The following is a 21,881-nucleotide window of genomic DNA, read 5'->3' as shown; positions in this document are numbered from 1 at the left end:
TGACTTTGAGCGTAGGAGTGTTCACTTTGAGCTCGGGATATTCATCACTCACCCTTTTACCGCGGCTTCAATCCAAGAACAGTCCCACATACATTCGCGCCAAATGCATTCGACTAATTTAAAGTTTCTCCAAAAGAAAAACCCCGCACCGGTGCGGGGTTTTTAAAGGTTATTACTTTTCGATTGTTGCTACAACGCCAGCGCCTACTGTACGTCCACCTTCACGGATTGAGAATTTAGTACCTTCTTCAATCGCGATTGGAGCGATAAGTTCAACTGTCATTTCAACGTTGTCGCCAGGCATAACCATTTCCACGCCTTCTGGAAGTTGGATGATACCAGTTACGTCAGTTGTACGGAAGTAGAACTGTGGGCGGTAGTTAGAGAAGAATGGAGTGTGACGTCCACCCTCTTCTTTTGATAGAACGTAAACTTCTGATTTGAATTTAGTGTGTGGAGTGATTGTACCTGGTTTAGCAAGTACTTGTCCACGCTCGATGTCTTCACGGGAAACTCCACGAAGAAGTGCACCGATGTTGTCGCCAGCTTCTGCATAGTCAAGAAGCTTACGGAACATTTCAACACCTGTTACAGTAGTTGATTTTGGCTCTTCAGTCAAACCAATGATGTCTACAACGTCACCGATTTTAACTACTCCACGCTCAACACGTCCAGTAGCAACTGTACCGCGTCCTGTGATTGAGAATACGTCCTCAACAGGCATCATGAATGGTTTTTCAGTGTCACGTGGTGGTGTTGGGATGTACTCGTCAACAGCATTCATAAGCTCAACGATTTTCTCTTCCCACTCAGGCTCACCTTCAAGTGCTTTAAGAGCAGAACCTTTGATGACAGGAATGTCGTCGCCAGGGAACTCATACTCAGATAGAAGGTCACGGATTTCCATTTCGACTAGCTCAAGAAGCTCTTCGTCGTCAACCATGTCACATTTGTTCATGAATACAACTAGGTAAGGAACACCTACTTGACGTGAAAGAAGGATGTGCTCACGAGTTTGTGGCATTGGGCCGTCAGCTGCAGAAACAACTAGGATTCCGCCGTCCATTTGTGCTGCACCAGTGATCATGTTCTTAACGTAGTCAGCGTGACCTGGGCAGTCAACGTGCGCGTAGTGACGCTTTTCAGTTTCATACTCGATGTGTGAAGTATTGATTGTGATTCCACGCTCTTTTTCTTCTGGCGCGTTATCAACGTCAGCGTAAGATTTCGCTGTTCCACCCATTTTTTTCGAAAGAACTGTTGCGATTGCAGCAGTCAAAGTTGTTTTACCATGGTCAACGTGACCGATTGTTCCAACGTTAGCATGCTCCTTGGAGCGATCGAATTTCTCTTTACCCATTGTGGAATTCCTCCTTAAAAATATGAATGTTTTTTAGTTTTTTATAAGCATGGATGCTGGAGAAGCAATTCCCTCCAACTATCCATATCTTACAAGTAATCAATGATGGAAACAAGGATGAATATTAATTATTCACCTTTATTTTTCTTGATGACTTCTTCTGCAACTGATTTCGGAACATCTTCGTAGTGATCGAATGACATGGAGAATACTCCACGGCCTTGTGTATTCGAACGAAGTGAAGTTGCGTAACCGAACATCTCTGCAAGTGGAACCATTGCACGGACAACTTGTGCGTTACCGCGAGCGTCCATACCTTCCACGCGACCACGGCGTGATGTGATATCACCCATGATGTCGCCCATGTATTCTTCAGGAATGATGACTTCAACTTTCATCATCGGCTCAAGAAGAACTGGGTTACATTTTGCAGCTGCATTTTTAAGTGCCATGGAAGCAGCGATCTTGAACGCCATCTCGTTGGAGTCGACGTCATGGTAAGAGCCATCGAATAGACGAGCTTTTACGTCGATCAACGGATAACCTGCAAGAACACCATTGTTCAAGGAATCACGAACTCCCGCTTCAACGGATCCGATGTATTCACGAGGAACAACACCACCGACGACAGCGTTTACGAATTCGAAACCTTTTCCTTCTTCGTTTGGCGAGAACTCAATCCAAACGTGACCGTATTGTCCACGACCACCGGATTGACGGACGAATTTACCTTCAACTTCCGCAGCAGTGCGGAATGTCTCACGGTAAGAAACTTGTGGTGCACCAACGTTAGCATCTACCTTGAACTCACGACGTAGACGGTCAACGATGATATCAAGGTGAAGTTCACCCATACCAGCGATGATGACTTCGCCTGTTTCTTGGTCAGTGTGCGCACGGAAAGTCGGGTCTTCCTCTTGCAATTTCGCAAGGGCGTTACCCATCTTATCTTGGTCACCTTTAGTTTTCGGTTCAATCGCAACAGAGATAACCGGTTCTGGGAAATCCATGGACTCAAGGATGATTGGTGCTTTGTCGTCACAAAGCGTGTCACCTGTTCCAGTATCTTTCAAACCGACTGCAGCTGCAATTTCACCTGAATGGACTTCAGAAATTTCTTCACGGGAGTTTGCGTGCATTTGCAGGATACGTCCTACACGCTCACGCTTTCCTTTAGTAGAGTTCTGTACATATGAACCCGATTGAAGGACACCGGAATAAACACGGAAGAATGTAAGCTTACCAACGTAAGGGTCTGTCATAACTTTGAACGCTAGAGCAGAGAACGGCTCTTCGTCGCTTGAATGACGCTCTTCTTCTTCTTCTGTTTCCGGGTTGACACCCATCATTGGTGGAATGTCGAGTGGTGATGGCAAGTAGTCGACAACAGCGTCGAGGACTAATTGAACACCTTTGTTTTTGAAAGCCGTACCACAAACAACTGGGTAGAATTCTACCGCAAGAGTCGCTTTACGGATTGCAGTTTTGATTTCGTCGACCGTCAGCTCTTCGCCGCCGAGGTATTTTTCCATGAGATCTTCATCAAAGTCTACGATCGCTTCGATCAATTTCTCACGGTATTCTTCGGCTTGCGCACGGTGTTCTTCCGGAATATCTTCCACTGTAACATCAGTTCCGAGGTCATTACCGTACATAGTAGCTTTCATTTCGACGAGGTCGATGATGCCGCTGAAATTATCTTCAGCACCAATCGGAAGTTGGATCGGAACAGCATTCGCTTGTAGACGATCATGAAGAGTGCCTACAGAGTAAAGGAAGTCCGCACCTGTTTTATCCATCTTGTTAACGAAAACAAGACGTGGAACTTTATAGTTTGTCGCTTGGCGCCAAACAGTTTCTGTTTGTGGTTCAACGCCCGATTGAGCGTCAAGAACCGTTACAGCACCATCCAATACGCGAAGTGAACGTTCAACTTCAACTGTGAAGTCTACGTGTCCCGGTGTATCGATGATGTTTACACGGTGGCCTTTCCATGCAGCTGTTGTCGCAGCAGAAGTGATCGTGATTCCACGCTCCTGCTCCTGCTCCATCCAGTCCATTTGGGAAGCCCCTTCGTGCGTTTCTCCAATCTTATGGATCTTACCTGTGTAAAAAAGGATCCGCTCGGTCGTCGTCGTCTTACCGGCGTCGATGTGAGCCATGATACCAATGTTACGAGTATTCACTAAGGAGAACTCTCTAGCCATTTTGTATAACTCCTTCCGTTTCGGATTAAGGTGTCAATCAATCACGCCTCGGCGTGATTGTGTCAGGATTTTTTCGAGCAAGCTCGAAAACCTACCCTAAAAAATCCTTGACATCCGCCGGAGGCTTTCATCTTTTTTCAGCTGAATCTCAACACCCGCTAAACAGTATTCAAAATTGCATGCATCTCGATACCTTTAGAGGCGGCAATCTTCTGCTGAATAAAGATAAAACGTCCGATCTTACCAGCGATAGTGAGCGAATGCTTTGTTCGCTTCTGCCATCTTGTGCATTTCTTCACGGCGTTTCACGGAAGCACCTGTGTTGTTGGAAGCATCAAGGATTTCATTCGCAAGACGTTCTTCCATCGTTTTCTCACCACGTGAGCGGGAGTAGTTTACAAGGTAACGCAATCCGAGAGTTGTACGGCGTTCAGGACGAACTTCAACCGGAACTTGGTAGTTCGCACCACCGACACGGCGAGCACGTACTTCAAGCACTGGCATAACATTGTTCAATGCTGCTTCAAATACTTCTATAGGGTCTTTACCTGAGCGTTCTTGAACAAGTTCAAACGCACCATAGAGGATTTTTTGTGATGTACCTTTTTTACCGTCTACCATCATTTTGTTGATAAGACGAGTGACAAGCTTCGAATTATAAATCGGATCCGGTAATACGTCGCGTTTTGCAACAGGACCTTTACGAGGCATATTGTTTTCCTCCTTTCGAAATAATCATTTCGTTTTCGTTATTAGTTTTTCTTTTCTTTAGGTCTTTTCGCACCGTATTGTGAACGGCTTTGCATACGGCCAGTAACTCCAGCTGTATCAAGCGCTCCACGTACGATGTGGTAACGAACACCCGGTAAGTCTTTTACACGTCCTCCACGGATTAGAACAACGCTGTGCTCTTGAAGGTTGTGACCTTCACCAGGGATATATGCGTTCACTTCCAAAGTGTTTGTCAAACGAACACGCGCATATTTACGAAGAGCCGAGTTCGGTTTCTTCGGAGTCATTGTACCCACACGAGTACAAACACCTCTTTTTTGTGGCGAGTTGACGTTTGTCATCGACTTTTTGAAGCTATTATAACTTTTTCCGAGTGCTGGTGCCTTGGAACTGTCCGACTTCGATTTACGAGGTTTACGGACCAATTGGTTAATTGTAGGCATCGGATTTCCTCCTTTCACTGTGCTTTTTGTAAGACCACACATCCAGGTGGTTCATTTTTGGGGTAAAAACAAAGTCTTTGTGTGTTTCATCACACAAAAACTATCATACAGTAATGGCGACGACGGACGCACCGACTTGAATGCCGCATGCCTGACCGAGCTTTTCCCTCGAATCGACATAACTTACTTGAATGCCGTGCTTGGCTGCTTCCCCGATTACCGGTTCGATCAGCTTTCCTTCGACATCTTCCGCAATGACGACTTCCTTCACCACGCCAGACTTTATCGCTTTCACTGTTTGCTTTGTACCGATGATTGTCTTCTTTGCCTGCTCGACTTTTTCATAAGACATTCGTGCATCCTCCAAAGTACAGACATTCAACTATCAACCTTTTGTATATTACCATCTACGAAGATGCATGTCAACAATTAATAAAAAATGGGGAGAGGATTCTTTCTCTCCCCATTTGATTATCATTTACTCAATTACCGCTGCTGTCGCCTTTTCTTCCTGTTCCATCTTGATCTGGCGATAACGCTGCATGCCAGTTCCAGCTGGAACAAGCTTACCGATGATGACGTTCTCCTTAAGGCCGAGCAATTCATCCGTTTTTCCTTTGATCGCTGCATCTGTTAAGACGCGAGTCGTTTCTTGGAAGGATGCTGCCGACAAGAAGGATTCCGTTTCAAGTGATGCTTTCGTAATACCGAGAATGACCGGACGTGATGTAGCCGGCACCTTCCCGCTTTTCAATACTTTAGCGTTCGCCTCGGCGAATTGGTGGATGTCGAGCAATGAGCCCGGAAGTAGATCCGTGTCTCCAGCTTCGATGACACGCACTTTTCGAAGCATCTGGCGGACCATCACTTCAACGTGCTTATCACCGATCTCAACACCTTGCATACGGTAAACTTTCTGAACTTCTTTAAGAAGGTATTCTTGTACAGTCGCTACGTCTTTAACGACAATCAATTCTTTCGGATCGATGGAACCTTCTGTAATGCTGTCCCCGCGATCGATTGAATCGCCGACTTGTACTTTCAAGCGGGCGTTGTACGGAGCAAGATACTTGCGCGTTTCAACTTCCCCTTGAATTGTAATTTCCTTCTGACCTTCCCGGATTTCGTCAATCTCAGTGATTTCACCTTTGATCTCAGAAATGACTGCTTGCCCTTTTGGATTCCGGGATTCGAAAATCTCCTGGATACGAGGAAGACCGGATGTAATGTCATCCCCCGCAACTCCACCTGTATGGAATGTACGCATCGTAAGCTGTGTACCAGGCTCACCGATTGATTGCGCAGCGATGATACCAACTGCCTCACCAACTTCAACCGTTTCCCCTGTTGCAAGATTGATGCCGTAACATTTTTTACAAACACCGTGTTTTGTATTACAAGTGAACGCAGAACGGATTGTAACTGTTTCGATTCCTGCATTGATGATTGCTGTTGCAAGATCGGCAGTGACAAGACCATCTTTCGGAACAATCACTTCGCCCGTTTCCGGATGACGGATCGTCTTCTTCGTATGACGGCCCTCAATACGCTCTTCCAATGTTTCGATGACTTCTGTTCCTTCAGTCAGAGCGCTGATTTGCAGACCTCTGTCCGTTCCGCAATCGTCTTCGCGTACGATGACATCTTGCGCAACGTCTACGAGACGACGTGTCAAGTAACCGGAGTCAGCAGTTTTCAATGCTGTATCCGCAAGACCTTTACGGGCACCGTGAGTGGAAATGAAGTACTCAAGTACTGTCAATCCTTCACGGAACGAAGACTTGATCGGCAACTCGATGATCCGTCCTGCCGGGTTGGCCATTAGTCCCCGCATTCCTGCGAGCTGCGTGAAGTTGGACGCGTTACCACGGGCACCTGAGTCACTCATCATGTAAATAGGGTTTGTATTTTCAAGAGAGTCCATCAGTTTATCCTGGATGACGTCCTTCGCATTGCTCCAATAGGAAATGACACGGTCATAACGCTCTTCCTCCGTAATGAGACCACGGCGGAATTGTTGCGTTACTTTATCCACTTTATCTTGAGCTTCTTTCAAAATATCATCTTTATTCGGCAATACGACGATATCTGAAATACCGACCGTGATTCCTGCACGAGTTGAATATTTAAAACCTAGGTTTTTCATCCGGTCAAGCATTCTTGAAGTTTCCGTGATATGGAACTTCTTGAAGATTTCCGCGATGATATTTCCAAGGATCTTCTTACGGAACGGAAGGACGATCTCCGCGTTTTGAATATGCTCTCTAATATTGACTGTTCCATCAATGAAGTATTTATCCGGCGTTTCAATCTGTAGATTGTGATCTGTCGGTTCATTGATGTATGGGAACGTCTCAGGAAGAATTTCATTGAAAATAAGCTTCCCGATTGTTGTCAATAAAAGCTTGCGGTTCTGTTCTTCTGTGAATGTAGGGTTGTTCAACGAACCAGCTTGGATGGCGATTCTCGTATGCAAGTGGACATGGCCTGTTTGATATGCAATCAAAGCCTCATTCATATTGCTGAAAATCGACCCTTCTCCAATGGATCCTTCCCTTTCCAACGTAAGGTAGTAGTTGCCCAACACCATATCCTGTGATGGAGTAACAACTGGTTTACCGTCTTTCGGGTTCAGGATGTTTTGCGCTGCAAGCATGAGTAAACGCGCTTCTGCTTGAGCTTCTGCTGAAAGCGGAACGTGAACAGCCATTTGGTCTCCGTCGAAGTCGGCGTTATAAGCCGTACATACGAGTGGATGAAGCTGGATGGCACGTCCTTCGACCAACAACGGTTCAAATGCCTGGATTCCAAGTCTATGAAGAGTAGGAGCGCGGTTTAGTAATACCGGATGCTCTTTAATGACGTCTTCAAGGACATCCCAAACTTCTGAATGCAAACGTTCGATCTTGCGTTTCGCACTCTTGATGTTATGGGCCAGTCCACGTTCAACCAATTCCTTCATAACGAAAGGCTTGAACAATTCAATCGCCATTTCTTTCGGAAGACCACATTGATACATTTTCAAGTTAGGTCCGACAACAATTACCGAACGACCTGAATAATCGACCCGTTTACCCAACAAGTTTTGACGGAAGCGACCTTGCTTCCCTTTCAACATATGGGAGAGGGATTTCAACGGACGATTTCCTGGACCAGTAACCGGACGTCCGCGACGACCGTTGTCAACTAGTGCGTCGACAGCTTCCTGCAACATCCGCTTTTCGTTCTGCACGATGATGCCAGGTGCTCCAAGGTCAAGAAGTCGCTTCAACCGGTTGTTCCGGTTAATTACCCTACGGTAAAGGTCATTCAAATCGGAAGTTGCGAAACGGCCGCCGTCCAGTTGTACCATCGGGCGCAGTTCCGGCGGGATGACCGGCAACACTTCGAGAACCATCCATTCCGGACGGTTTCCAGAGTTACGGAAAGATTCGACGACTTCCAAGCGTCTGATTGCACGAGTACGACGTTGACCTTGTACGGTCTTCAACTCTTCCTTCAGTGATTCCGTCTCTTTGTCTAGATCAATCGCCATCAAAAGCTGTTCAATCGCTTCAGCACCCATGAGTGCTTGGAATTTCGAACCATACTTTTCACGGTAGAGCCTGAATTCCTTCTCAGAAAGCAATTGTTTTCGTTCAAGTGGCGTGTCTGCAGGGTCAACGACAACGTAAGATGCGAAGTAAATAATTTCTTCCAACGCGCGTGGCGTCATGTCTAAAATTAAGCCCATTCTGCTTGGGATGCCTTTGAAATACCAAATATGCGTGACTGGTGCCGCAAGCTCGATATGCCCCATACGTTCACGACGAACTTTTTGGCGTGTTACTTCAACACCACAGCGATCACAAACGACGCCTTTGTAACGAACACGTTTGTATTTCCCACAGTGACATTCCCAGTCTTTTGTAGGTCCGAAAATCCGTTCACAGAACAGACCGTCTTTCTCTGGCTTCAACGTACGATAGTTGATCGTTTCGGGTTTTTTGACTTCACCGTAAGACCAAGAACGAATTTTATCCGGTGAAGCAAGGCCGATTTTCATATACTCAAAATTGTTTACATCTATCAAGGAGCCTACCTCCCTCTTATCTTATCTCCGCGATGGACTCACATCTTTATCAGTAAGACAGAGGAGCGTTCGAGCTCCCCTATCCAATTGCACAAACTGTATTTCAATCAAACCGTTTGATCTTCAGCCATGAGGTTCAATGCGTCTGTTGGTTGCATATCATCGTCATCATCGAGATCGCGCATTTCGATTTCTTCGAATTCCTCTGTTAGCATCTTCACGTCCAACCCAAGGCTCTGAAGTTCTTTGATCAATACTTTGAACGACTCAGGAACGCCCGGTTGAGGGACGCTTTGTCCTTTGACGATCGCTTCGTACGTCTTCACACGTCCGACAACGTCATCCGACTTGACAGTAAGGATTTCTTGCAATGTATAAGCGGCACCATAAGCTTCAAGCGCCCACACTTCCATCTCCCCGAAACGCTGACCGCCGAATTGAGCTTTCCCTCCGAGCGGTTGTTGCGTAACGAGCGAGTAAGGTCCAGTCGACCGAGCATGAAGCTTGTCGTCGACCATGTGAGCGAGTTTGATCAAATACATGACGCCTACAGATACGCGGCTGTCAAATGGCTCACCTGAGCGGCCATCGTAAAGGATCGTCTTTCCGTCACGGTTCATACCCGCTTCTTCCATGGTACTCCATACATCTTCTTCATTCGCTCCGTCAAATACCGGCGAAGCCATATGAATGCCCAGGTTACGGGCAGCCATTCCAAGATGCATTTCCAATACCTGTCCGATATTCATACGAGAAGGTACACCAAGTGGGTTCAACATGACGTCGATCGGTGTGCCGTCCGGAAGGTATGGCATATCCGATTCAGGCAAGATGCGTGAGATAACACCTTTGTTACCGTGACGTCCAGCCATTTTATCCCCGACAGAGATTTTACGCTTCTGGACGATATATGCACGGACGAGTTGGTTTACGCCTGGTGGCAATTCGTCTCCATCTTCACGATTGAACACTTTTACGTCCAGGACGATTCCGCCTGCACCGTGAGGAACACGCAATGAAGTATCACGTACTTCCCGTGCCTTTTCACCGAAGATGGCATGAAGAAGTCTTTCTTCAGCCGTCAGTTCAGTTACTCCTTTTGGTGTCACTTTACCGACGAGGATGTCACCGTCGCGAACTTCTGCACCAATACGGATAATACCGCGGTCATCCAAGTTGCGAAGGGCTTCTTCCCCGACATTCGGGATGTCCCTCGTAATCTCTTCAGGTCCGAGTTTCGTATCCCGTGCTTCCGATTCGTATTCTTCGATATGGATCGATGTAAATACATCATCTTTCACAAGACGTTCGCTCATAATGATGGCATCTTCATAGTTGTAACCATCCCATGTCATGAAGGCTGTAAGGACGTTTCGGCCCAAAGCAAGCTCCCCACTATCCATCGAAGGTCCGTCTGCAAGGATATCGCGAGGTTGCACACGATCTCCGACGCTTACGATCGGTCGTTGGTTATAGCAAGTCCCTTGGTTGGAACGGATGAAATTATCAAGGCGATAAATCGTCAAGTCGCCCTTCACTTCTTTGCCGTCCACCGTTTCAATGCGGCGGATCCGGATTTCCCTTGCCTCGACGTGCTCGACGATGCCATGGTATTTGGCAATTACGGCAGCTCCGGAGTCACGCGCAGATACGTGTTCCATACCAGTCCCGACAAACGGGGCTTCAGGATTCAACAAAGGTACAGCTTGACGTTGCATGTTCGCACCCATCAAGGCACGGTTGGAGTCGTCATTCTCAAGGAACGGAATACATGCTGTTGCCGCAGAGACGACTTGCTTCGGAGATACATCCATATAGTCGATCTGCTCACGTTTGAATACTGTGTTATCCCCTTGGAAACGCCCAACAACTTCTTCGTTGACGTAGGAACCATCTTCGTTAAGCGGCGCATTCGCCTGCGCAACGACATAGTTATCCTCGATATCCGCAGTCAAATAATCGATTTGGTGAGTGACGCGTCCTGTTTCAGGGTCAACCTTCCGATAAGGAGTTTCAATGAAACCGAACTTATTCACTCTCGCAAACGTTGAAAGGGAGTTGATCAATCCAATGTTCGGACCCTCCGGCGTTTCAATCGGACACATGCGTCCGTAGTGGGAATAGTGAACGTCACGGACTTCCATGCCCGCACGCTCCCTTGTCAATCCACCTGGTCCTAGCGCTGACAGACGTCGCTTATGCGTCAATTCGGCAAGCGGATTCGTCTGATCCATGAACTGGGATAGCTGAGAGCTACCAAAGAATTCTTTGATGGAAGCGATGACCGGTCTGATATTAATCAATTGCTGAGGCACGATCGATTGAGTGTCATTGATGGACATACGCTCTTTAACGACACGTTCCATACGGGATAATCCAATCCGGAATTGGTTTTGAAGCAATTCACCAACCGAACGCAGACGACGGTTTCCAAGATGGTCGATATCGTCCGTATTTCCAACTCCATGGAGCAAGTTGAAGAAATAGCTGATGGAAGCGACAATGTCCGCAGGTGTCACATGTTTCACCGACTCATCAATGCTCGCATTCGAGATAACATTGATCTCTTGCTTCTCTTCACTCTTCGGAGCATAGATCTTGATTGTCTGGATTGTAATATCTTCTTCCAAGACACCGCCAACATGCGTTATTTCCTGGATGCCGACACCCTTTTCAAGATGAGGCAATAGACGATCCAATGTCCGACGGTCTAGCAGCTGATCTTTCTCAACTAGAATTTCACCTGTTTCAGGGTCTGCAAGTGTTTCTGCAACCGTTTGATTGAACAGACGATTTTGCAGATGAAGCTTCTTGTTCATTTTATAACGGCCGACATTCGCCAAGTCATACCTTTTCGGGTCGAAGAAGCGGGAGTACAGCAGGCTTCGCGCACTGTCCAACGTCGGAGGCTCACCTGGACGGAGACGCTCGTAGATTTCAAGCAAGGCCTTCTCCGAAGTTTCCGTGTTATCCTTTTCAAGCGTGTTGCGCAAGTACTCATTGTCTCCGATCAGATCAATGATTTCTTGATCTGTTGAAAATCCAAGCGCTCGAAGAAGGACGGTAATCGGCAATTTACGGGTACGATCAATCCGGACGTGGACTACATCTTTTGCGTCAGTCTCGTACTCGAGCCACGCACCGCGGTTCGGAATGACAGTCGCAGCAAATCCGCGCTTACCGTTCTTATCCGTCTTATCATTGAAGTAGACACTCGGGGACCTTACGAGCTGGGATACGATGACCCTTTCCGCACCGTTGATGATGAACGTTCCGTTTTCCGTCATAAGCGGGAAGTCACCCATGAAAACGTCCTGTTCTTTCACTTCTTCCGTTTCCTTGTTATGCAATCGCACTTTTACGCGCAGCGGTGCTGCATACGTAACGTCACGCTCTTTTGATTCATCAACAGGGTATTTCGGTTCACCAAGTTGATAATCAATGAATTCCAACGAAAGATTACCTGTGAAATCCTGGATTGGAGAAATATCACGGAACATTTCCCGTAGCCCTTCTTCCAAGAACCACTCATAAGATGCCGTCTGGATTTCAATCAAATTCGGCAGCTCGAGAACTTCATTGATCCGCGCGAAACTTCTGCGCTGACGGTGTTGACCATACTGAACTAAATGACCTGTCAACTCTTTCACCCCTCAAAACAATATTAGTCCTTTGCGAAATCATAAAAATAGTGTATGATATCGAAAAAACAAAAAGAAAACGAGTTCTGGCAAGAGCTCATTTTCGGTTTAACAATCTTTTATCCATTGCCAGTATGCCTTAGATTTCCAAATCTTATGCAAAAGGGCACACGACCGCATTATATTATTTATGCATTTTACAATACTAGCACAAGAAAACACTCAGGTCAACGTTTTTTGGGCTTTAAGTATGAAATATCCTTTTTTCTTTTCCACGGTTTCCACATTTCCGAACAACTCGGTCAAATGCGCCATTGTGGAAGGGGCCCCCTGCTTCTTCTGAATGACGACCCACAATTCTCCTCCGGTAGCCAATTTCGAAAAAGCTCCGTCGTAAATTTTGAATACCGTCTCTTTTCCTGCCCGGATTGGCGGGTTCGTCAATATCGCCGCGAAACCCTCCGCCTCTACAGCCGACAATGCATCACTCGGGTAGACCGACACATTCCGTATGCCGTTCAGTTTGGCATTTTCATTCGCGAGCGCCATCGCCCTTTCGTTGACATCGACCATATGGACGCTCCGGTCCGGAAAAGATGCGGCGATCGATAATCCGATAGGTCCGTAACCACAACCAACATCCAGCACAGCCCCTGCCACAGTAGGCATTACGAAAGAATCCGCTAGCAGACGTGAACCGAAATCCACTTCCCCTTTACTGAATACTCCCGCGTCCGTCTTGAATCGAAGCCGGTTATTTCGCAATGTCGCTTGCCATTCCTTCGGATCACTTTTCACTATTGGATTTTTAGAGTAGTAATGTTCAGCCATATTGATTCTCCTTCCTCCCGAAAGGTTGCCCATATTTCCTTCTAGATAAAAAAATGAAGAAAAGCCCGTCCGAAACGACGAGCCTTTCTTCATTATTCAAAAATTACTTAACTTCTACGCCAGCGCCAACTTCTTCAAGTTTCGCTTTCATTTCTTCTGCTTCTTCTTTAGAAACGCCTTCTTTGATTGCTTTAGGAGCGTTATCAACTACTTCTTTCGCTTCTTTCAAGCCTAGGCCAGTGATTTCGCGAACAACTTTGATAACTTTGATTTTTTGGTCTCCAGCAGAAGCTAGAACTACGTCGAACTCAGTTTGTTCAGCAGCCGCTTCACCAGCACCTGCTCCGCCCATCATTGCAACAGGAGCTGCAGCAGTTACGCCGAATTCCTCTTCGATAGCTTTTACAAGGTCGTTCAATTCAAGGACTGTCATTTCTTTAATCGCGTCAAGGATTTGTTGATTAGTCATTATTTTTTCCTCCTAAATAGGTTTTAGTTTGTCGGGGATTAGCCCGCAGATTTTTGTCGTTCAGGCAGCTTCAGTAAACTTAAGCGCCTTGTTCCTCTTTTTGCTCTGCAACAGCTTTTGTTGCAAGCGCGAAGTTGCGCATTGGAGCTTGTAGAACGCTGAGTAGCATGGAAAGAAGTCCTTCGCGGGATGGAAGTTCCGCCAATGCTTTGATATCTTCAACAGATGCGACATTTCCTTCAATCACGCCTGCTTTGATTTCAAGCTTGTCGTTCTTCTTAGCGAAGTCGTTAAGGATTTTAGCAGGAGCAACAACATCTTCAGTCGAGAATGCGATTGCGTTCGGACCTACTAAATGCTCATTCAACCCCTCAAGTCCAGCTGTTTCAGCAGCACGGCGTGACATTGAGTTTTTGTAAACTTTGAAGTCAATGCCTGCTTCACGAAGCTGTTTACGAAGTTCCGTAACTTGGCTCACGTTTAGACCACGATAGTCGACTACGACAACGGAAACCGCTGATTGCAATTTGCCTGAGATCTCATCCACTACCGCTTGTTTAGCTTCTAATACTTTGCTCATCTTGACACCTCCTGTAAGAATTCGGGTCATTCATACCGATATGAATAGCCCTCGCGATCCACAAAGTAGACCACGAGGGCAGAAAAGTCGTCATCTTTAACATAAAGAGCGTCTTGTCCTCGGCAGGATGATTAAGCTTTAAAGCCCCTGCTGTCTACGGTACAAATGATTTAGTTTACAACAAACGAAATCTTACTATAAGATTTCAAGCTTGTCAATGTTTTTATTTAACAACTACAGTTGACGGATCAACTTTGACCGCAGGACCCATAGTAGTCGTGATATTCACTGACTTCATGTAAGTTCCTTTAGCTGCAGTTGGTTTAGCTTTTTGGATTGTTTCAAAAACAGTTTTGAAGTTTTCTTCAAGCTTTTCGTTGTCGAAAGAAGCTTTTCCGATCGGAGCGTGGATAATACCAGCTTTGTCCGCACGGTATTCAACTTTACCTGCTTTGATTTCCGCAACAGCTTTAGCAACATCAAATGTTACTGTGCCTGTTTTAGGGTTCGGCATTAAGCCTTTTGGTCCCAATACGCGACCAATTTTACCAACTTCGCCCATCATGTCCGGAGTTGCAACGATAACGTCGAAATCGAACCAGCCTTGTTGGATTTTAGTGATGTACTCTGCATCGCCTGCATAGTCTGCACCAGCAGCTTCCGCTTCTTTCAATTTTTCGCCTTTCGCGAAAACTAGAACGCGTTGAGTTTTACCAGTACCGTTCGGAAGCACAACTGCCCCACGGATTTGCTGGTCATTTTTACGAGTGTCGATTCCAAGACGGAATGCGACTTCAACAGTTGCGTCAAAGTTGACTGTGCTTGTTTTCTTTGCAAGCTCAATCGCTTCTTTCATGTCATACACTTGCGTGCGATCGACAAGCTTTGCCGCCTCAGTGAATTTTTTACCTCTTTTAGCCATTAAAATTTCCTCCTCGTTTGTGGTTTTAACGGATTGAACCTCCCACGAATAAGGGTTGCGTGTTCCGAGGAACAAGCGCAACCCCCACTACAAAGAAACAGAACATGGTTTCATCGCGATCAGTCTTCGATCGAGATTCCCATACTGCGTGCAGTACCTTCAACCATTGCCATCGCCGCTTCAACCGATGCTGCGTTAAGGTCTTCCATTTTTTGTTCAGCAATTTCGCGAACTTTATCACGTTTTACAGTAGCTACCTTCTTTTTATTCGGTTCGCCTGAACCTTTTTGAAGATTAGCTGCAACTTTCAGCAATACTGCTGCTGGTGGAGTTTTTGTAATGAATGTGAATGAACGATCCTCAAATACAGTTATTTCAACAGGAATGATTAGACCTGCTTGATCTGCTGTACGTGCGTTGAAATCTTTACAGAATCCCATGATGTTGACACCTGCTTGACCTAGCGCCGGTCCAACCGGTGGAGCTGGGTTAGCTTTACCTGCAGGGATTTGCAATTTCACGATTTTGGTTACTTTTTTAGCCACGAGACACACCTCCTTAAGTCCGTGATGTGGTAATTGGGTTGCCCCTCCCACTCAATATGTGCCTGCCGGTTACCCGGTAGAATTTGGTTAATCCGTCCAGTCTGTTCTGATTACAGTCTGACCTTTGAAATGATACCATTATTATGCTTGTCTTGCAAGTGGTAATCTCTTATATTTTTTCAACTTGTTCAAAGTCAAGCTCCATGATTGTTTCCCTGCCGAACATATCGACGGAAACGCGAACCTTCCCTTTGTCCTGATCGATTTCTTCGACTTTCCCTTGGAAATGCGCGAACGGCCCTTCAAGCACCTCGATCATTTCGCCGACTTGGAAGTCAGCTTCAGCTTTCCGTTCTTTCATACCCATTTGCTTGAGGATGAAATCCACTTCCTCAGGCAAGAGCGGCGTCGGTTTTGCGCCACCACCGGATGACCCGATGAAACCTGTCACTCCAGGCGTGTTCCGGACGACATACCAAGAGTCGTCCGTCATGATGATTTCCACGAGGACGTATCCCGGGAACGTCTTTTTCATGACTGTGCGTTTTTTGCCATCTTTGAAGTCCGTTTCCTGCTCTTCAGGGATGACGACGCGGAATATTTTATCTTGCATACCCATCGTCTCGACACGTTTTTCAAGGTTGGCTTTCACCTTATTTTCATATCCTGAATATGTGTGGACAACGTACCAATTTTTCTCCATTTCCATAATTACGTAGGACTGTGTGTCCGTCCCTCCTTTTCGAAATGCATTACTCATTTATTCGCCAAAGACTCTATATTTATTTCCGAGAAATGAAAAAACCCGTTCATGTGACAAGACGGGATATTTTTCAACAAGGATTATTCATGCTGTCCTATTATAACGCAATATACCATTCCATTGCTTTTGAAATGCCCAAATCGACGAGACCGAAATAAACTGCCATGAATACAACTGTTGTAATAACAACGATCGTGTAGCGTGTCAATTCTTTTCTCTTCGGCCAGCTGACCTTCCGCATTTCAGAGACGACATCTTTTAAAAAACCGGTTATCTTACCCATTCAATCGTAGACCTCCGAATACTAAGTATAGTACTGCAACTAGATTGTTTGTTTATGCTCTGTATGTTCATTGCATTGATTGCAAAACTTCTTCACCGTAAAACGGACTGTTGTCTGCTTATTTCCTGCAGGGATGACGTAGTTTCGTGATCCGCAACGATCACAACATAAAATCAATTTTTTAGACATTTTTCCACCTTGAACTTCCATCGTGCAACTATTGTCGACAGTCTACGTATATAGTCATTGCCTTGCTAAAGAGTACCACCTAACATTCATGATGTCAACATGATGGAAATGGGTTGGCAATTCATCATGGACATGCTTCAATGCACGACATCCACTTGCATGTGACGTTCCAGTTTCCGCTTGATGCGCTGGAGTGCATTGTCCACAGATTTGACTTGCCGGTTCAATTCGTCTGAAATCTCCTGATAGGACTGACCTTCCAAATAGAGTGATAGGACCTGCTTTTCGAGTCCGCTCAACACTTTATTGATTTCCCCTTCCATATGGATGAAATCTTCCTTATGGATTATTAAATCCTCTGGATCATCGAGCACAGATCCGGTTAGGACGTCCAACAACGTGCGGTCGGATTCCTCATCGAATACGGGCTTGTCCAAAGATACCGATGTATTCAGAGGAATGTGCTTCTGCCTTGTCGCCGTTTTAATGGCTGTGATAATTTGCCTTGTTATACACAGCTCTGCAAATGCCCTAAATGAAGCAAGCCGATCCGTCCTGAAATCGCGGATCGCTTTGTAGAGGCCGATCATTCCTTCCTGAATGATATCCTCACGATCCCCGCCCATCATGAAATATGAGCGTGCTTTCATTTTTACGAAAGATTGATATTTGGTAATAAGGAAATCTAGCGCGTCCGTGCTGCCTTCATGAATACGAACTAAAATCTCTTCATCGGATAGCCCGGTGAAATCAGATGGTCCCCCTTGAACGTAAACATTTCCCGCCAATCACCACACCCCGATTCGTCATTGCCTTTCAATCAGTATAACGCATGGAAAATTTTAACGTCAACCGTTCATTTCATTCCTCGGCGCCATTTTTCAAATATTTCTGCCACCTCATCGGACAACTGAATCTTGGAGAACGGCCTTTCCACCTGGATTTCTTTTACTTTTTTTGTAATCAATTTATCGATTTCATTCATTTCAATTTCTAGTTCGCGAGCCGATTTCCGCAGGGCGCCTTGTGCGAAGATGACCCATTGCTCCGTCAAATCGGATGTAGCCACATGGATTTGGACTCGGCGCCCGCTCAGCTCGGATACCAACTTTTCGATTCGTTCATCGGCAGTTTCATTTTCACGAGTGAAAACAACTTCGACATTATGCTGCCAATTCTTCTTTTCGGTCCCCCGCATCAAGTGCGCATCGAACAGGATGATGACTCGCCAGCCTGTATGCGCCTTGTATTCGGCCATTCTTTCAATAAGCCGGTCGCGGGCCTCAGCAAGGCTTACAAGCTTCAGCTTCCTCAATTCCGGCCATGCCCCGATGATGTTATATCCATCGACGAGCAATACATCCTTTTTCATGACCCTGGCGTTAAGGGCTTGCGTTTGCGTAACACTTCATACATGAGCAAGGACGCTGCGACAGAGGCATTCAATGACGTCACATGCCCTACCATCGGCAGATGATAGAGGAAGTCGCATTTTTCTTTCAAGATGCGGGACATCCCTTTACCCTCGCTGCCTATGATGACGGCAAGTGGCAGTGTGGCATCCATCGAACGGTAATCTTGCGAACCTTGCGCGTCTGTCCCAGCAATCCAGACTCCCGCTTTCTTCAACTCCTCCACCGTCTGGGAGAGATTGTTCACACGGACGACCGGGATATGCTCGATTGCCCCCGTCGAAGCTTTCGCGACGACTCCTGTCAAACCGACAGAGCGGCGTTTCGGGATGATAACGCCATGTGCACCTGCAGCATCCGCCGTCCTGAGAATCGAGCCGAGATTATGCGGATCTTCCAGTTCGTCGAGAATGAGGAAAAACGGATCCTCGCCGCGGTTTTTCGCGACTGCAAACAAATCATCGAGTTCTGCGTAGGAGTAGGCGGCAACCGAGGCGATAATGCCTTGATGATTCATGTCCAGCATGCCGTCCAACTTCTGTTTCGGCACCGCTTGGACGATGATCCCCGATTGTTTCGATAGGGATAAAATCTCCCCGATGCTTTTTTTATTCAACCCTTCGGCAATCCAGATCTTATTCAGTTCCCGGCCCGACCGTAGTGCTTCTACAACCGGGTTTTTACCGCCAATCAATTCCGATTCCTGATTTGTCATGATGCGCCCTCCTCGTTCGGATTTTCGATGAATTGCATTGTACTTCCGATGATTTCCCCAACCCGTTCAGTTCTGCCAAGCAGATATAAATAACCGAGAACCGCTTCGAATCCAGAACTATGGTTATACGTCACGACGTCAGTGTTTTTTGGTACTGATCCAGATTTCGCATTCCGTCCGCGGCGTAGGACGGCTTCCTCCTCTTCGGTTAGAAAGCCTGTTTCCTGCATCATCTTGACAGCGGACGCTTGCGCTTTCGCGGATACATACCGTGTCGCCTCTTTATGGAGCGTGTTTGGCTTCACGCGGCCAGAGCGCAGCAAATGCTCACGGACCGCCTGCTCATAAACTGCGTCCCCCATATAGGCGAGTGCAAGTGCGTTCAGTTGCTTCACATCGATGTCACGCAATGTATACACGCCGCTCATCCTCTCTTCCACCGCGTGCCTTGGGCGGTATCTTCCAGGATGATCCCCTTTTCCTTCAATAGGTCTCTGATTTCGTCTGAACGGCTGAAATTCCGTTCACGGCGCGCAGTCAATCGCTCCTCGATAAGCCCTTCAATTTCAGCATCCAACAGTTCTTCCCCACTGAACGGCAAGCCGAGAACCTCCATCAGTCGGTCGAATGCGGAAATGAAATACTCGAGTACAGCCGTTTGCGTGTTTTTCTCCAGTAAATATACATTGGCTGTTTTAACGAGTTCGAAAATGGCGGCAATGGCATTCGCCGTATTGAAATCATCATCCATCGCAGTTTCAAACAAACGTACGGATTCATCCACCTTATGTGTCCAAATGTCCTGCTGGTCTCCAAGATCGGCGGATGTGCCAACACGGTGCTTCAAATTGTTGTAAGCCGTTTGGATTCGGTCCAGTCCATTCGCCGCGCTTTCGACGAGATCTTGCGAAAAGTTGACCGGATGACGGTAATGAACGGACAGCATGAAGAAACGAAGCACCTTGGGATCGATCTGCTTGCGGATATCGTGGACGAGAATGAAATTCCCGAGCGACTTTGACATCTTTTCATTATCGATATTAATATAGCCATTATGCATCCAGTAACGGGCAAACTGCTTCCCGGTCATCGCCTCGGACTGCGCGATTTCATTTTCATGATGCGGGAATGTCAGATCCTGCCCGCCGGCATGGATGTCGATCGTGTCGCCCAAATGTTCCCTCGCCATGACGGAGCACTCGATATGCCAACCTGGTCTGCCAGGGCCCCATGGGCTTTCCCAGGCGACTTCCCCTTCTTTTGCCGCTTTCCATAAAGCGAAATCGAGAGGATTCTCTTTGATGCCGCTCTCTTCAATGCGTGCACCTACCCTCAGCTCATCGATCGACTGATGGGACAGTTTGCCGTAGCCGTCGAACTTGCGCGTGCGGTAATACACATCCCCTTGCGCTTCATAAGCGAATTCTTTATCCACAAGTACTTGGATGAAAGCGACGATGTCGTCGATATGCTCCGTCACACGCGGATGGGCATCCGCTTTGCCGCAGCCGAGAGCTCCGACGTCCTCAAAATAGGCATTGATGAAGCGTTCAGTCAATTCCCCTACCTCTTCGCCTAGCTCATTCGCTGTGTTGATGATTTTGTCGTCGACATCTGTGAAGTTGGACACGTAATTGACGTCATAGCCGCGATACTGCAAATAGCGGCGGACTGTATCAAACACGATGACCGGTCTTGCATTCCCGATATGAATGTAGTTGTAGACGGTCGGTCCGCACACATACATTTTCACTTTCCCTTCCTCCAGTGGTATGAAAGGCTCCTTCTTCCGTGTCAATGTATTATAAATTTGAATACTCATCGGTTTTCCCTTCTTTCTTCTCAAGTTCTTCAATTCGTTTTTTCAGAAATGCAATTTCATCTTCCAAGCGGTTGCATGTATCTTCGACAGGGTCAGGCAAGTTGCGGTGATCATGTTTATCCTTCACCCGTACGCCGTTCGTCACGACGACCTTGCCCGGGATGCCGACGACTGTCGAATCTTCCGGTACATCGATCAGAACGACCGACCCTGCGCCGATCTTGCTATTTTCACCTATTGTAATGGAGCCGAGCACTTTTGCCCCCGAAGCTACAAGTACATTATTGCCAAGAGTCGGGTGACGCTTTCCTTTTTCCTTGCCCGTTCCCCCCAATGTCACACCTTGGTATAAGGTTACGTCATCGCCGATTTCACAAGTCTCGCCAATGACGATTCCCATGCCGTGGTCAATGAATAGCCGCCTGCCGATCGTTGCGCCTGGATGGATTTCGATGCCTGTGAAAAATCGGCTGATCTGTGAGATGAGCCTTGCAAGAAACAACAGATTCTTTTTATAGAGTGCATGTGCGATCCGGTGCGCCCACACTGCGTGGAGGCCGGAATACGTAAGCACCACCTCGAACGTGCTGCGCGCAGCAGGATCCTGTTCAAATATGCAATGGATGTCTTCCTTCATCCTACGAAACACTGTTTTCGACCTCCTGTTCCAATTCTTCATGAACGCAAAAAGCGCCCCTGTCCATAACTAGACAGAGACGCAATCGAATGCGCGGTTCCACTCCGCTTGGAAGGGTTTAATCCCCTTCCCGCTTGACGCCTCTAACGCTGGCGATGCGTCCGGCCTACTTCTTCGTTCGGCACGGCGCTCAAAGGGGCATTTCCACATTGCAGAGGCACAGGTCACTTACAGCCGATGATGACCCTCTCTGAAGAG

Annotated in this window: 21 protein-coding genes and 2 other annotated features (1 of these 23 cut by a window edge); all 21 genes read right to left on the bottom strand. The window is 46.8% G+C overall.

What is annotated here, in order from left to right; all coding sequences use genetic code 11:
* Positions 1–172 precede the first annotated feature (172 nt).
* The 21 genes from tuf to cysE all read right to left on the bottom strand — a co-directional run bounded on the left by tuf (position 173) and on the right by cysE (position 21,665).
* The gene (gene tuf / locus OC538_RS12420; RefSeq protein ID WP_251695520.1) at positions 173–1,360 is read right to left on the bottom strand and encodes an elongation factor Tu; all 1,188 of its coding nucleotides are present in this window, start codon (positions 1,358–1,360) and stop codon (positions 173–175) included.
* Positions 1,361–1,488: 128 nt separating this feature from the next.
* Positions 1,489–3,567: an elongation factor G gene (gene fusA, locus OC538_RS12415; RefSeq protein ID WP_251695521.1), complete on the bottom strand. Its 2,079-nt coding sequence runs from the start codon at positions 3,565–3,567 to the stop codon at positions 1,489–1,491.
* Between the two features lie 240 nt (positions 3,568–3,807).
* Positions 3,808–4,278, bottom strand: a complete 471-nt coding sequence (gene rpsG / locus OC538_RS12410; RefSeq protein ID WP_251627862.1) for a 30S ribosomal protein S7 — start codon at positions 4,276–4,278, stop codon at positions 3,808–3,810.
* 41 nt (positions 4,279–4,319) lie between these two features.
* Positions 4,320–4,742 carry a 30S ribosomal protein S12 gene (gene rpsL / locus OC538_RS12405; protein WP_251627860.1) on the bottom strand — a complete coding sequence of 141 codons (423 nt, stop codon included), beginning with the start codon at positions 4,740–4,742 and terminating at the stop codon, positions 4,320–4,322.
* A 103-nt stretch (positions 4,743–4,845) separates the two neighbouring features.
* Complete coding sequence (locus OC538_RS12400) at positions 4,846–5,094, bottom strand: ribosomal L7Ae/L30e/S12e/Gadd45 family protein (RefSeq protein WP_251695522.1); 249 nt, start codon at positions 5,092–5,094, stop codon at positions 4,846–4,848.
* Positions 5,095–5,220: 126 nt separating this feature from the next.
* Positions 5,221–8,814, bottom strand: a complete 3,594-nt coding sequence (gene rpoC / locus OC538_RS12395; RefSeq protein ID WP_285847167.1) for a DNA-directed RNA polymerase subunit beta' — start codon at positions 8,812–8,814, stop codon at positions 5,221–5,223.
* A gap of 107 nt (positions 8,815–8,921) precedes the next feature.
* Positions 8,922–12,464 (bottom strand): DNA-directed RNA polymerase subunit beta, encoded by a 3,543-nt coding sequence (rpoB, locus tag OC538_RS12390; RefSeq protein WP_251695523.1) that lies wholly within the window; start codon positions 12,462–12,464, stop codon positions 8,922–8,924.
* A 213-nt stretch (positions 12,465–12,677) separates the two neighbouring features.
* Positions 12,678–13,286: a class I SAM-dependent methyltransferase gene (locus OC538_RS12385; protein WP_262175826.1), complete on the bottom strand. Its 609-nt coding sequence runs from the start codon at positions 13,284–13,286 to the stop codon at positions 12,678–12,680.
* A gap of 103 nt (positions 13,287–13,389) precedes the next feature.
* On the bottom strand, positions 13,390–13,755 hold the full coding sequence (gene rplL / locus OC538_RS12380; protein ID WP_251627852.1) for a 50S ribosomal protein L7/L12: 366 nt from the start codon (positions 13,753–13,755) through the stop codon (positions 13,390–13,392).
* Between the two features lie 79 nt (positions 13,756–13,834).
* Positions 13,835–14,335, bottom strand: a complete 501-nt coding sequence (gene rplJ / locus OC538_RS12375) for a 50S ribosomal protein L10 (RefSeq protein WP_251695525.1) — start codon at positions 14,333–14,335, stop codon at positions 13,835–13,837.
* A gap of 32 nt (positions 14,336–14,367) precedes the next feature.
* Positions 14,368–14,513 (bottom strand) — a sequence feature (ribosomal protein L10 leader region).
* Between the two features lie 45 nt (positions 14,514–14,558).
* Positions 14,559–15,257 (bottom strand): 50S ribosomal protein L1, encoded by a 699-nt coding sequence (gene rplA, locus OC538_RS12370; protein WP_262175820.1) that lies wholly within the window; start codon positions 15,255–15,257, stop codon positions 14,559–14,561.
* 119 nt (positions 15,258–15,376) lie between these two features.
* Positions 15,377–15,802, bottom strand: coding sequence for a 50S ribosomal protein L11 (gene rplK, locus OC538_RS12365; RefSeq protein ID WP_251695527.1), 426 nt, complete (start codon positions 15,800–15,802; stop codon positions 15,377–15,379).
* Between the two features lie 169 nt (positions 15,803–15,971).
* Entirely contained in the window at positions 15,972–16,505 is a 534-nt protein-coding gene (nusG, locus tag OC538_RS12360; protein ID WP_251695895.1) for a transcription termination/antitermination protein NusG, read from the bottom strand.
* A gap of 157 nt (positions 16,506–16,662) precedes the next feature.
* Positions 16,663–16,848 carry a preprotein translocase subunit SecE gene (gene secE / locus OC538_RS12355; RefSeq protein WP_251695528.1) on the bottom strand — a complete coding sequence of 62 codons (186 nt, stop codon included), beginning with the start codon at positions 16,846–16,848 and terminating at the stop codon, positions 16,663–16,665.
* A gap of 39 nt (positions 16,849–16,887) precedes the next feature.
* Positions 16,888–17,037 carry a 50S ribosomal protein L33 gene (gene rpmG, locus OC538_RS12350; RefSeq protein WP_251695529.1) on the bottom strand — a complete coding sequence of 50 codons (150 nt, stop codon included), beginning with the start codon at positions 17,035–17,037 and terminating at the stop codon, positions 16,888–16,890.
* 137 nt (positions 17,038–17,174) lie between these two features.
* Positions 17,175–17,825 (bottom strand): RNA polymerase sporulation sigma factor SigH, encoded by a 651-nt coding sequence (gene sigH, locus OC538_RS12345; RefSeq protein ID WP_251695530.1) that lies wholly within the window; start codon positions 17,823–17,825, stop codon positions 17,175–17,177.
* A gap of 68 nt (positions 17,826–17,893) precedes the next feature.
* On the bottom strand, positions 17,894–18,409 hold the full coding sequence (locus tag OC538_RS12340) for an NYN domain-containing protein (protein WP_251695531.1): 516 nt from the start codon (positions 18,407–18,409) through the stop codon (positions 17,894–17,896).
* The gene (gene rlmB, locus OC538_RS12335; protein ID WP_251695532.1) at positions 18,406–19,164 is read right to left on the bottom strand and encodes a 23S rRNA (guanosine(2251)-2'-O)-methyltransferase RlmB; all 759 of its coding nucleotides are present in this window, start codon (positions 19,162–19,164) and stop codon (positions 18,406–18,408) included. The genes OC538_RS12340 and rlmB overlap by 4 nt, the downstream gene beginning before the upstream one ends.
* A complete protein-coding gene (locus OC538_RS12330) occupies positions 19,161–19,592 on the bottom strand; it encodes a Mini-ribonuclease 3 (RefSeq protein ID WP_251695533.1) in 432 nt (143 codons plus the stop codon). Before OC538_RS12330 ends, rlmB begins: the two co-directional genes overlap by 4 nt.
* Positions 19,589–20,986: a cysteine--tRNA ligase gene (cysS, locus tag OC538_RS12325; RefSeq protein ID WP_262175808.1), complete on the bottom strand. Its 1,398-nt coding sequence runs from the start codon at positions 20,984–20,986 to the stop codon at positions 19,589–19,591. The genes OC538_RS12330 and cysS overlap by 4 nt, the downstream gene beginning before the upstream one ends.
* Positions 20,967–21,665, bottom strand: a complete 699-nt coding sequence (gene cysE, locus OC538_RS12320) for a serine O-acetyltransferase (RefSeq protein ID WP_262175805.1) — start codon at positions 21,663–21,665, stop codon at positions 20,967–20,969. Before cysE ends, cysS begins: the two co-directional genes overlap by 20 nt.
* Positions 21,666–21,695: 30 nt before the next feature.
* Positions 21,696–21,881, bottom strand: a binding site (T-box leader); it runs 36 nt beyond the window's last position.

The organism is Saccharococcus sp. Marseille-Q5394 (assembly GCF_946901335.1).
Taxonomy (GTDB): domain Bacteria; phylum Bacillota; class Bacilli; order Bacillales_A; family Planococcaceae; genus Sporosarcina; species Sporosarcina luteola_C.
This window is presented reverse-complemented; position numbering and strand designations above follow the sequence as displayed.

What these genes read in the sequence shown, in the direction of transcription:
- rplA (WP_262175820.1), bottom strand. Translation starts at nt 15,257, where the DNA reads ATGGCTAAAAGAGGTAAAAAATTCACTGAGGCGGCAAAGCTTGTCGAT.
- rplL (WP_251627852.1), bottom strand. Translation starts at nt 13,755, where the DNA reads ATGACTAATCAACAAATCCTTGACGCGATTAAAGAAATGACAGTCCTT.
- OC538_RS12330 (WP_251695533.1), bottom strand. Translation starts at nt 19,592, where the DNA reads ATGAGCGGCGTGTATACATTGCGTGACATCGATGTGAAGCAACTGAAC.
- nusG (WP_251695895.1), bottom strand. Translation starts at nt 16,505, where the DNA reads ATGGAGAAAAATTGGTACGTTGTCCACACATATTCAGGATATGAAAAT.
- rpsG (WP_251627862.1), bottom strand. Translation starts at nt 4,278, where the DNA reads ATGCCTCGTAAAGGTCCTGTTGCAAAACGCGACGTATTACCGGATCCG.
- tuf (WP_251695520.1), bottom strand. Translation starts at nt 1,360, where the DNA reads ATGGGTAAAGAGAAATTCGATCGCTCCAAGGAGCATGCTAACGTTGGA.
- rlmB (WP_251695532.1), bottom strand. Translation starts at nt 19,164, where the DNA reads ATGACAAATCAGGAATCGGAATTGATTGGCGGTAAAAACCCGGTTGTA.
- cysS (WP_262175808.1), bottom strand. Translation starts at nt 20,986, where the DNA reads ATGAGTATTCAAATTTATAATACATTGACACGGAAGAAGGAGCCTTTC.
- OC538_RS12385 (WP_262175826.1), bottom strand. Translation starts at nt 13,286, where the DNA reads ATGGCTGAACATTACTACTCTAAAAATCCAATAGTGAAAAGTGATCCG.
- rpsL (WP_251627860.1), bottom strand. Translation starts at nt 4,742, where the DNA reads ATGCCTACAATTAACCAATTGGTCCGTAAACCTCGTAAATCGAAGTCG.
- OC538_RS12400 (WP_251695522.1), bottom strand. Translation starts at nt 5,094, where the DNA reads ATGTCTTATGAAAAAGTCGAGCAGGCAAAGAAGACAATCATCGGTACA.
- OC538_RS12340 (WP_251695531.1), bottom strand. Translation starts at nt 18,409, where the DNA reads ATGAAAAAGGATGTATTGCTCGTCGATGGATATAACATCATCGGGGCA.
- cysE (WP_262175805.1), bottom strand. Translation starts at nt 21,665, where the DNA reads ATGAAGAATTGGAACAGGAGGTCGAAAACAGTGTTTCGTAGGATGAAG.
- rplJ (WP_251695525.1), bottom strand. Translation starts at nt 14,335, where the DNA reads ATGAGCAAAGTATTAGAAGCTAAACAAGCGGTAGTGGATGAGATCTCA.
- rpmG (WP_251695529.1), bottom strand. Translation starts at nt 17,037, where the DNA reads ATGTCTAAAAAATTGATTTTATGTTGTGATCGTTGCGGATCACGAAAC.
- secE (WP_251695528.1), bottom strand. Translation starts at nt 16,848, where the DNA reads ATGGGTAAGATAACCGGTTTTTTAAAAGATGTCGTCTCTGAAATGCGG.
- fusA (WP_251695521.1), bottom strand. Translation starts at nt 3,567, where the DNA reads ATGGCTAGAGAGTTCTCCTTAGTGAATACTCGTAACATTGGTATCATG.